Source organism: Sediminitomix flava (assembly GCF_003149185.1).
Classification (GTDB): Bacteria; Bacteroidota; Bacteroidia; order Cytophagales; family Flammeovirgaceae; genus Sediminitomix; species Sediminitomix flava.
In genome coordinates this window covers 1-12665 of the sequence record NZ_QGDO01000010.1, presented here as the reverse complement: position 1 = coordinate 12665, position 12665 = coordinate 1, and the positions used below count along the sequence as shown (strand labels likewise).

Here is a 12665-nt window from a genome sequence, read left to right as displayed (position 1 = left end):
ATCTACTAAAAAATGTCTACTAGTAATTCTAGACCCAACCAACCCGCAACCATCTCAGCGAATGCGCAACTGATGCAAAACTATGCTATCCCTTCAGCCCCTCTAGGCGCATGGAGTATGTTCGCCGTAGGTCATGAAGTGGGTGAACAAGGTAAATCTCAAATTCATTTGTACGGTGTTTCGGATGGTAATTCGAACAAGGTCTATCATGTTTTCAAAAACATCAAAAGTGACACCGGTTGGTCCAAAGAACAGTTGAGTTTTGATAATTCTAATCTGGATGTGCAACAAATAGTTTGTGGCATCGACCCAGAAGATGGCAAATCGGTAGTCTTTGTACAAGCAAAAGACACAAGCAGTAATGAGTATCAGGTTTATTTTCAAAAGAATGGGACTTCAAGCTGGTATCAAGTAGGTAAATTTCCTAGTGGAGCAGACCACCAATACCTTAGCTGTGGTGCCATGAACAATAAACTGGTATTGATGGCTTCTTACAACAGTACCAATAAAAGTAAAGTAAAACAGATTGATTGGAAGAATAAATCAAGTGATTGGAGTGATATCTCCAATGACGTCTGTAAGATTTATTGTATCAATGTGGGGGCAGGTGTTGACAAAGATGGAAACCCTAAAGATGGTGTATGGGCATCTGTCAAAGACTCTTCAGGTGAACACAAGCTGACCTTCTTTGATGGAAAGTCAAAAGACGGTGTCACCTTGGGGTATAAACAAAAAGACAGCTACTATAACAAAGTACAAGCACCTCCAACTTCCTCAAAAAATTACTCGGAAACTTTTGGTATGACAGAAAAAGGAGGTTTGTATGATGTGATCGGAAGTAAGAAATACACGATTTTCAGTCATCAATCTGAAATAACTGACTTTTCGATCGTACAACCCAATCTAGAGGTCAATGTAAAAGGGGAGACTTACAAGGATGACAAATGGCATGCATTTGGGGTAAATGATCAAAACCAATTGTTGCATTCATATACCACCCCAAGCAGTAGCAACAATTGGAAAGATGCAATTCCATTTATGGACAGTATTTCGAAAGTACAGTCCATTGTCACTAAAGATTTTGTGAGTGTTTTTGTCATGAATACCAATGGCTATATCACAGAATTACAAAGAGAAGCTATTACTTCAGAATGGCGTAAAGTACCTATCTATATACCAAAAGAATTTCCTTCGAAAGCGATTGATGATATTGATTATTTAACCGTAGGAAACAGTCAGGCAAATGAAGATGGAACGCCTGATTTTCATGTGGGTAGTATCAAAAGTAGTAATGGATGTGTGCACCGTTATTCTGAGTCTGAGGCTACTCCCGATGATGTGTACCTTCCTGAAATATGGGATTTAAGAGACGATAACAACAATATCATCAAGGTTGATCAGATCACAAGTGCTTCAGATGTGAATGGTCAGACTGTATTTTTCATAATGGATCACAATCGGAGAATCTATTATAGAAGAATGGAAAACCTTGAGTGGACCTATGTATACCAATTAGCTAGTGATACTGACTATCGGAAAATTGTTGCTGGAATCATTTCTTATGAAGGAGAGGAAAAACTACGCCTTTTAGCTTCATACACTTTAAGCAGTGACAGAAAAAGTCAGGTCATTTCAATTGATTGGGAGGGAGATCATTCATCAAAGGAATTGACCAATCATTATGATAAAATCTTTGATGTTTCGATAGGGAAAACCTCTTTAGGTGATGGCTTCTTTGCCTCTATTCAAGATGAGACAAAAGATGAGCATTACTCTGTTCGCTTTTACCTTTATGGTAATAAAAACCCTCAAAAATATTACCGTAAAAATAATGATCATCACTACAAATCAGTTTATGGGGTAAACGTACCCAAGCGTTTTGAAGATGAGGTGTTTGTAAGAGATTATTATGGAAACCTGAGTTATACTCAAATCGTTTCGGGGAAATCTAAGACTACCCAAATTGCTTCCAACATTTCTGATGCACAGGTAGCTTTATCCAAAAAGAAAGATACCTCTTATGTATTGAGTCTGTTCGTTACTGATAATGACCATAAAGCCTATCAGTACAATCTGAAAACAGATAGTAAATGGTCTCATGAGCAGGTTGCTAAAAACATACAATACCTTTCATTGGGTTGTAATCCTTGGACAGGAAGATGGGTTCAATGTTTTGGTGCGACCCAAGACGCTCACTTGGTAGTTCTAGCTTCAGATAAATGGTCTAAAGACTACAAAGGAGAAACAATTAACAAGGTCACTGATGCTGATCTAGATACACCTGAAGAGTTTGAATCTTATACTTCGGAAGTAACCATCGGTGATCTGAATGGAATCGGAGTAGCAGGTCAGAAAGTACATTTCCTTCCTTTGGATGATGCTACCCGAGTAGATGTCAATGGTATTGTGTATTATCTGTCACCAAATGATAAGCCTCTATCTATGATTACAAATGGAAATGGTCGGGCTACATTTACGGTAATAGCTACCAATCTGCATACTTCTCAGATGAAAGTGTGGGCTGATTTTATGGAAAATGATGATGTGTTGGTTGTTCAGCCAAATGGGGAAATTCAGGATTACCTCAAGTACATTAATACAGATGAATTAAAACACGCTCAGAAACAAAATGAAGACGGCAGTACTTCCAATTTATTTAAAGATAAAAGTGTAGTAGATGATGAATTTACTGATGCTGTAAATAATGTAATGGAGATGTCAATGCCTTCGGAAGAAGCAAGCCGAAGAGTTGATTTGAGTCCACAGATTAGTCCAAGATGTAACCGAAAGCAGGTACATTATACTACGCATGAGCACGCACAAGAACTAAGGTATCTGAATCCGCAAGGCAAGGATTATAATTTTCAGATTGAGTTTGTGAAAGGTGCAGGAGTGAAGTTCCATCAACTGGATGCTGAAACAGTAAAAATAGCGAGTGCCAATGCAAAAAAAGGAATATACGGTCACCCTGATAATCCGACTATACCCCTTAATTATTCGGTTGAATCTGATAGTCCCGAACCGATAGAAAGTAAGTTTGGGGATGTTTTTGCCTCCATCAATAATAACTTATCGACAGACAATTGTGAATCTATCACAATTGAAACTGTTGAAGAAGCTAGAGAACATCAACGAGGTCTTTTCAAGAGAATTAAAGCGACGGTAACTTTTGTAAAAGAGAAGGTAACCTATGTTTGGGAAGGCTTTATCAATTTAGTAGAAGATGCTTTTGATGTATTGCAAAGTGTTTTTGCTCATGTACAAGTATTCTTTAGAGACCTGTTTGAATGGCTTGGTTCTTTCTTCTGCTGGCAAGATATCTTGAATACCCAGACAGCCGCTATAGAAATGTTTAATACTACTCTAGAGGGACTTCCTGATGTTATCAGAAAATCCAAGTTTGCTTTTGACAGCCTCAATGAGAGTGTGTTGAATGAAGATCCTGCTGTACCTGAGGGAGATGTATTCCAGTCTACTCATAATGATGGTGTTAATGATGGAAATCAGGCGAATGCCAAATACGGAAATCCTGGAATGGAAGGTGAAGATCAAAATGCTCCTCAAAATGATGAAGATAAACAGTACTATGGAGATACTCCTCAAGGAAACTGGTTTATGAGTCAGATCACCAATGCAATGAGCAGAGTCGATGCTGGCATACAAATCTCAAAAGAGCTTGAAGATGTGGTTCAGGAGTTCATTAATGAGATAGAAGGTATCGTAAAACCAGATGAAGTAACAGACGCTCTAATGCCTATTTATGATCTGTTCCAGTCCAAAGAAGGTAATGGTGGTATAATTGAAACCATGCAGGTGACTATGGAAGCTGTTTCGTCATCTCTGAAAAGTATGCTTCTAAAGTCATTGAATGCCGGAATAGAGTTATTCGTAACCATGGTAGAGAAAATCTCTGATATAATGAATTCGAGAATCAATCTACCTCTGATCACGCCATTATATGAAAAAGTGATCAATACAGGCTCTACTCTGACCTATCTGAATCTGGTGTCATTAATGGGAGCAGTACCATCTACGCTAGGTTATAAATTCTTTACCCTGATTAAAACAGGTACAGCCTTATCGCCATTCGTATCAACAGAAAATGATATTCAGAACGAGGACTATCAGGTATCTTTGGAGGCGTATTCCAATTATCTTTCAATACCTGATATGCGATTAAGTCAAGTGATGATGTCGGCTATGATGGGGGAGGAAGTAGAAGTATCCTCACCAAGTAAAAGTGCCCAAAAAGCATCATACGTAATTAGTCATGTGTTTGGTTTCTTCTACTCTTATGCTTACATGAATATAGGGGCAGCAGATTTTATGGCTAATCGTTGTTTGTTGCCTTACGATGTGGTTTCAAGAAATTATCGAGAAGAGGTAGATAAATTTTTTGGAAAGAAAGATATTCCATTTGATGAAGTTCAACGCTTTTTCTCAGGAACCATTATATCTTCATCTATTTTTGCCCAATCCATTTCTTCACCTTGGTATGTAGGCTTGGATTCATTCCCGAAAAAGGGAAGTTCAGCTTATATAGAATTTATTATTTGGTGCTGTCAATGGACTTTAAATATTCTTGATATTGCAGGCTTCGTTTGTACCTATAATAAATATGAAAAAGGACAGAAGGCAGTAACAGCACTTACTTCAATAGCAGGATTGGCACATTTGGCTTCTTTTATTTATCTGGCAGTTGAAGGAGATAAAGAATTAAAAAAATCTACGCACAAGAACTACGACAGAGCTGAATTAGGTCTTAAAACATCTCAAAATGTCTTGACCTCATTGGGGGAAAGTCTTGCGTTTACGAGTTTAATGAGCAATAATCCATTTAATGGAAATTCAAATCCAAAGATTTTAATGTCGGCATTATATGATGGCTTATGCTTTGAAGCGGTTGGGATCATAAACTTAGCAAGAACCATCACAAGCTTATCATGTACAGATATTCATGAAAGACATGTTGATGTTTAAGAAGTTGTAGTTTTTAAAAGAAATATCACTCTTATAAACCAAGATGGGACATCCCTAAATTATTGAATTTATCTGATGTGAAATAATACAATACTCTTTTTAGTCTATAAAAAGGAGTCTTCATTTGAGGACTCCTTTTTTATATGTTTCAATAAAGGGGGGAGACGTTGTACTTTCAGTACAGACAGAACTTTAGTGATGCGATAAAATCAAGTATTTTGACTTTTTAATCATGAATAAAGAAAAGAACATTATATGTTAACATGTATAACAGTACATATATTATGGTTATTTAAACCTCATTATCATGTTTTAAAATGAGGTATCCAACGTGTTTTAGAAAGCTGATAATTCAAATCTGTAGTTTAGAAGGTATTGAATTATTAAAGTAAAGAATATGTTTGTGTTCATACAATATATATCCTGACATAAGTATCAGTGATATAAAACGGATTTAAGGTCGTATTTCAATAATCCTACAACAAGAGTATCCTTAGTAGTAGGAAAAAATATTGAGGTAGATACTTTCGGGTAGGAGGTTTAGAGCTTGGAGTACTGATAAAACTAGAGATGTAGATGGTTAATGAATATCTCGAACATTTTACTTAAAGATATAATCGTTCATTTTTTTTGCGAGGTGTAAGGGTAGAGGTAAAATAGTCGCTTCTCCAAATGCTAGATTTGCTTTACGAAGTCGCTCTATAATTTCGGCCCAATAGGGGATTTGATCAACATTTTTTTTATCCTCTTCTTGTAATGCAAATAAAGCAATCTCTAAAGGTTGCTGGAGTTGGTGATTATCTTTAATATTATCTTTTCGAGTAGTCGCCATATTGCTGCGATCCGTTGAAGGACTTTGTGCCACAGTATATAATATTCTTTCATCTTTTATATATATTCCTCCACCTTTTCCTCGCTTAATTTCATCGTTAATGTCTAGAGGCATAATCTTACAATTTTCCGAATGTCTAAGTCTAATCAATCGGACTTTAGTATTGAGTTCAGCAATCGGGTACAACTCTGTCGGGTTTTCTCCGATATGATCTAATGGTAAGTTTTGGTCTTGAAGTATTTTCCAAGTAGATCTTAAGTTTTCAGCAAGACACATCCATAATGATACTGACTGAATGTTTCTGATTTCTTCTATTATCCATCTCGAAAATTCAGATTTTAGTTGTATTGGGTTAACAAGTTCATTGTGTTTTTCCCAATTGTAATGAGCTAATTCAATAAGAACGTTATTATATTTTTTCCAGCCTTTCTTTCCGTATAAGGTCTTGACTCTAACCTCTCTTGTAATAGTATTAACCTTCACTAAACATGGGAATGTCCTTTTAAGTATATACACTCCAATATATTCTTCTAGCTTAGGAAAAGAATTATCGTTGTTTTGCAACATGAAATTGAGTTTGGGAACGGTAACCCCATGCTGAGTTAATAAGGCAAGTATTGCAGCTTTAGATTTATGGTTGATATTGGCATCATCACGAATGATAAATTTGCTAAGTAAACCAGCTTTGGCAAAACCTTCTTTTATTCCATTTTTAGGATCAATTCTTCCCGAGTAATGCTTTGGAGGTAAGATTTCAATAATACATGCGTTAAAACCTTGGTATCGTTTTAAGGCCTGTTCTTTCGCTTTTCGAATAATCTCTTTTTGTATTTTAACTTCTGGAGTTGACTTGACTTCTCCTTCTATAATCTCCCCTATCAATTCAAAAGATAGGGTGATAGATAAATTTTTTGAAGTAAATGTTTTGCTTTCTTCCTCCCATTGTCCTCCAAAAAGTGTAATCAATTCATCTACTATAGTGTGACGTAATGGACTGCTATTATTAATCATCAATACATTTAAACGAAAATCGCTTCTTACATTCTTAACGATCTCAACTCTTTGTTGATGCAAATCAACATCAGCTTTTTTGTTAAAAAAAGGATTGTAGGCCTCTTTTTTTGTGATCAGGTTTTTTCTTAATGTGATGACCGGTAGAGCGGGAGTGGGTTTCATGATGCTATTTAGTCGATCTCGTACAGGTTCAAATATATTTTTACGATCAGCAGGACTTAAGCCTTTCCCGATTCCATGTGCATTTTCATTGTCTTTGTACACAATGGTATAACGGTTTATATAACGATCTACATTTGATAAAATGGTTTGGTAATCGGGGATGCTATTACTCTTTTGGTCTTCTTGAAGCATTTGAAGAATTTCCAAGAACAAGCCATCAGGTACAACTTCTGATTTATCGTGATCATATTTATAGGAAATGGAGCAGAGTGAATATGGGTCAGATAATTTTACTGGCCAATTCATTTTCGGATCAATAATGACACTTCGTTTATTTTTACTATATGTATCCTGAAATCTATTTGATAGATAGCGCTTGATCCCCGATGTCATGACCACTTCAGGTTTTTCTTGATAAGGGCTAAGGTATAGAGAAAAGGAAATATAGTAGCTATAGTAATATCTTCCCTCTTTGTAGCCTATATCGTATAGTGGAGGCCAAGATACCAATTGTACATTTCTATTGTCAGAATGAATCTTTTTGAATCTAAGTGGATCGTCGTAAATGGTCAAAGACTTCTCATGAGTGCTTTGTACTAAGTAATTTGCAATGATATGAGGCAGGGTATCAAATATATAATCTGGAATCCTGTGGTTATTCTCATTCTGAAACATAGATGTGTTCAAATTAGAAAAATCTACATCTAGTGGTTCCCATTGGAGATCATCTGCTTTTAAGCGATCTAAAACTAAGACCAACGGATGTGTTTTGAAAGACGCTTTCACCCAAATTTGCACAAACATTAAAAGCAAATCATTTGGTATAGGCTCTTTACAGTAGAGCCAAACGGTTTCAGTATAATCATTGGTGGCGAAGATATTGGGAATAAGGGATTTTAAGATCTGATTGAGAGATCGGATAGGTAACCTTTTGTTAGATTCACTATCCTTTTCTTTATGTATTACATAATCTAGAATTCCCTGCCATTCTAATGGAAATTGAAGTGTCCATATAACTTGCTTTAGTTCTTGGCAGTCATCTAATAAATGAAATGCCATTGGCTGACCTTTTTTCGGGTTATTTGTCATTATTCTCTTGATTAAAAAGTTAGATACCAGAAATATTTAAAAGAGCTTTATATAAAGGGCGGTACATCGCCTTTGTAATGGTTATTTGTTGTTTTGGAGCCTCACTTTTTTCTGAAAAAAAATCAGAAAGTATTGACCTGAAATTTAGAAGTATACTTGTAGAGCTATCATCATAAGTTTGTCCTTTTGGTTTATCTAAACCAGAGGTTATACGGGCAAAAGCCGCATCACAAAAACGGATCTCACAAGATACTCCACCCCTGATTAGACGTCCGATAAGCTGCCAAATCGTGACTAAGTAATCCCAAACAATTTCATCACGTTCATGATCAGGTAGCCTTGATAAGGTATTACTATCTTTCATTACGGCATACCAACGTTGGTATGCAAGGTTTGTAAACTTCTTATGAATATCAATATACGATACTCCATTACCAAACCCACGATTTGAACTTTGTTTAGTAGCCCACTTACTTAACCTTCGAACACCTAAATTTAAGTCGTATGGAATAGGGTGGGGGCGTACTAAAAAATAGGCAGCACCAAAAGCTGCTTTATGATCTTCATTTAAAATATTATGCCCACGCTCAAGAGCTAATAATGGGGCAATCAATACATCGGCATCAAAGTCCTTAAAGCGATCTACTTTGCCTCTGGAAATAAACCTTGATCCAATATATTGATCTTCAACATTTTCTAGGGAATGATAACCATCTTTTTCTAAACCAACAATGCGTCTCTCAAAATTATGCTTGATCTTTGAAAAATGCTGAAGAGCTATTCGTACTTCTTCATAACTACCAACGACCAACAAAATCTTTTGCCTTCCTTGTTCTAAATTCAAAAGTCTTTTCTTGATGAGAGATAAAGTTTCTCCTTCATTAATTTCAAATAAGCAGTTTAGTAATTTTTTTAAGGCATCAAAGCGTGAGGGGCCATGTAGACCAGATACCTTGATACTTTTCCCTTCTTGATCTCTGAAAAATTCAAAGTGAAATTTTATATCTAAGCTTTTGCTGTAATCAGGATTTTCTAAGATGTACTTTACGGGAAGATTTATATGATAACTTGGACTCTCACCTGAAGAGCTTGTCCCTGAAAGTAATAAGGTAGCAGGCCCTTTCAATTGATGACTATCCAATTTTAGGGTACTAAAGTGGCTTAGAAAATATCTCCCCATTCCCAATAGCTTGATAAATTGCAAATCACCAACATTATTTCTGACTTGTTTCTCTTTTTCTAAGATATATTTAAAGCCGATGATATTTCCAATAGGAGACTTTGGGATACTAGCACTTAAATTTCTTTGCCAACTCTGCATAATATCTGAAGAGAGTTCTTTAAGTTCTGGGAATGTAGCTTGAGCACTTCCCCAATCGACAATTACCCGATTTAGATTAAACTGTAATACCCTTATGATTAAAGCAATACATAAGTAAGTCACGATTTCTTTTCGTACATCAATCTCTTCAAATGAGGTTTTATATACTTTGTTAAGTTCAGCCTGTTTGGATAGCCAATTCCAAACTTCTACTTCTAAGTCAGAAAATTCTTCTCCAGCAAAGAGGTGCACGGTCAGTTGTTGTAATTCGCTTTCAAAATCAATGTTTTTCATGGGCTCCTTTGTCGCCAGATATTTAGCAAAGCACTCGGATAATTCTTGAGTATCATCTGACTCTTTTCCCTTACATAAATGATCGACAGAAGATAAAATAGTATAAGAGGAGAAAAAAGGATATTTACGAAGTCTATTACTAACAAAATCCATGGCAAGAAACTCTTGTAAATGTCGGTAGGCCTCCATTGAACGGTTGACAGCCTTTACCCAATCTGGTATTACCAAATATTTCTGATGTTGTCCTTTTTGTAAAAGATCATTAACCTCTTTATGTAATTGATCCAACCAACTTTTACCATCACTTACTAAGGTTTCGGAGGGGGACATATAATTGTCAAGTTGCAATTGAACTCGGTCTGCTTCATCGAAGATAATTAGACTAGATTTCTGATAAGCCAATTCCCAATAATATAACCTAGTAGGACTTACCATAGGTGAGGGTCTTGAGTATAAAAGAGCAGCAGGAGTAATTACCCAAATATTTGCCTTTGAGAGGTTATGTTCTAATGAATGGAAATTGCATTGTGCATAAAGGGGGCAAACATATCTTTTGGACTTTTCACTTTCAATCCGGCTTAAGTCTTGACATGGATAATGAGAAACATCAAGACCTTGACCGTTTTCATCATCTAGATTTAAAGCACAGGAAGTATTCAGCCATTCGAAGGCTTTATGACTATTGTATTCTTCTTGTGGAATGCTTTGATATGCTCTTCTGAGGTGTTCAAGTTTACGTTCTTTTTGTGTACTCAATATTGGATTAGCCAAAAGCCCAAGCTTGGAATAAAAGTCGCATTTATTTAAAGCATCTATTACATCATTGACTACTAAAGTGATATGCCATCCTTTTTGTGCAATGTAGACCGCTAAAATATCCATGAGTGTTGATTTTCCAGAACCCAACATCCCAATCATATGACTTACATTTTCTAAGGATAAAATTTGAGTCTTTTCAAAGGTTTCGGAAGAGTTGTTGTAAATTTTTAATCGTATTTTTTCTAACCTAGTATTATAATTCCTAGAGGGTAAATTTAATTCTTCAAAGCGTTTGTCTATCCACCGTGCTATAATTTCAAGTTCAATCCAATTTATATCAAACGATTTAGGATTTTCATTTTCAAATTCTAATTGGGCGATTCTTTGTGTACTTATATGATGGTCTAGAATATTGACATCAATTTTTTTATCTTTTTTATACTTTACATGGTATTGCTTGCCTTTTTCAGCAAATTTAACTTCTCTTAAGTTTGACTTTGGGATACTGTTAAGTTCTTCTCTAAATAAGCTTTCACGGTCAGGGCAAATACTTGTTTCTAATTTCTGAATGGAGTCTGTAATATCATACCTGCGAATGATCTTAGGAAGAATTTGATATTCTTTGATTCTTTTTTCCCATTCATATTTATTGCTCATCCTATTGAATTCTCTTTTGTAACGCAATCGAGTAACAAGCTCGTAGTGCTTTGAGTCTTTCCAATTATCTAAATCTAAGCATGGAAATTGATAGCCGCTCATTAGAGATCTAAAGCCATTTGGGTCTGAGATTTCTAATAGGTCTAATAAGTAGAGAGCTACTTCAAAATAGTAGCAGTCTTTTATTTTTCTTCTGAAAGGACCATTTGTTTTGGAGAAAAATGGTTCTAGGGCTTGATAATATCTTTCTGGAATCATATTTCTATAAAGAGGGTAATTGCTTCAAAAAGTCATTAACAAAATAGATTTGATTATTAGAGTTTTCGAAAAATGGTCGGTTATTCTTTTTTACAATACCGATGTAATTAGATGTCTCTCGATGGTGATTGGGTATTAAAATATAGAAAGGAATCTGTGGAGCTAGGAAAGTAGAAGGACGAATTAATTGAGCCGCCAGTGCTTTGGGGTTCATCCAGTCTTTGACATCGATTGCTAACTCACTATCGGAATGTGTAACCTTTAAATCATAAGTATCTAGATGTGGCCATAGTTCTACATTATAGCCTAAGTCGATTAATGAATCATACAAATCTAGTTCTATCAACCCAGGTCTTTGAATAAATTTTTTAAAGGCTCTTTTTAGTATAAATTGGACCTTCTTTTCTTCTTTTGGCTTCTTTTTGCCGCTGTCTTTCCTTCTACATACAATCCAATCGCATTGATATCGCTCATTGATGTAGGTGTTCATGATATTGTGGCAGTTTGGGCAAACGTTATAAGTTATCCCTTTTTCAACTTTCTGATAAGCCTTTCGAATGAGATCTTCGTATTTATTAAATCTTGTGATGAGTTTGAGATAAGTTTCTTCACTCATATATGGGTTTTCTATGATCCATTTTCGAACAATTCGATAAGCTTCAAACATCCCTTGATCTTGTGAGGATGCTCTTAATTCCTTAATGAACGAAGAGGTGTTCAATTCATCTTCAATAGCTGATACGTGAGAAAATTCATAAACTATTTCTATTGCCTCTTCACTTAGGATTCCATTTGAAAGAATTGAATAATTGTAATGTTCTTTTTCAAATTCATGTATTTCAAAAATAGGCCATTTTGAAATCCAGTCTTCAACCCATTCAAAAATAAGCTCATGCAAACTATTAGGAGGTCTAACTCTTGCAATTAAACATAATTCCAAAAGTGAGTTAAAGCCTTTTAGTAATTGTTTTGGGTAAATACTTTTGGCATTGTAGGGGAAGTTATAGATACTACCTTTCTCTTTATACATCCGATTAATACCTATCACCAAGTAACCAATGGTAGCATCGAGTTTCAGTACAAGTTTATCCATAAGCAGAAATGTTGATAAGTATGAGACCAACTAAAAGTTACCTTCTTACTTAGAATGATCAAAATAGTATTCTGTAATTTTTAACTATTCTTACTATTTGTTAAATATATCTATAGGTATCTCAACTTAAGTCGCCCAATGTAGTAGACCGTAATTCATTTACGTAGTCAGCCTTTACTTTAGTAGTCAAACAAGAAGGAGGTTTA

Annotated in this window: 4 protein-coding genes; 1 reads left to right on the top strand and 3 read right to left on the bottom strand. The window is 35.4% G+C overall.

Annotated features, from left to right (window positions below; all coding sequences use genetic code 11):
- Positions 1 to 12: 12 nt before the first annotated feature.
- On the top strand, positions 13 to 4980 hold the full coding sequence (locus BC781_RS23650) for a hypothetical protein (RefSeq protein ID WP_146201768.1): 4968 nt from the start codon (positions 13 to 15) through the stop codon (positions 4978 to 4980).
- 601 nt (positions 4981 to 5581) lie between these two features.
- On the opposite strand, the gene BC781_RS23645 is transcribed toward BC781_RS23650, so the two are convergent.
- Genes BC781_RS23645 through BC781_RS23635 form a run of 3 tightly spaced genes read right to left on the bottom strand, consistent with a single transcriptional unit; the run spans position 5582 to position 12459 of the window.
- The gene (locus BC781_RS23645; protein ID WP_109622693.1) at positions 5582 to 8077 is read right to left on the bottom strand and encodes a pPIWI_RE module domain-containing protein; all 2496 of its coding nucleotides are present in this window, start codon (positions 8075 to 8077) and stop codon (positions 5582 to 5584) included.
- 19 nt (positions 8078 to 8096) lie between these two features.
- Positions 8097 to 11366: a pPIWI_RE_Z domain-containing protein gene (locus BC781_RS23640; RefSeq protein WP_109622691.1), complete on the bottom strand. Its 3270-nt coding sequence runs from the start codon at positions 11364 to 11366 to the stop codon at positions 8097 to 8099.
- Positions 11367 to 11370: 4 nt separating this feature from the next.
- Entirely contained in the window at positions 11371 to 12459 is a 1089-nt protein-coding gene (locus tag BC781_RS23635; RefSeq protein ID WP_109622689.1) for a restriction endonuclease-related protein, read from the bottom strand.
- Between the last annotated feature and the right edge of the window lie 206 nt (positions 12460 to 12665).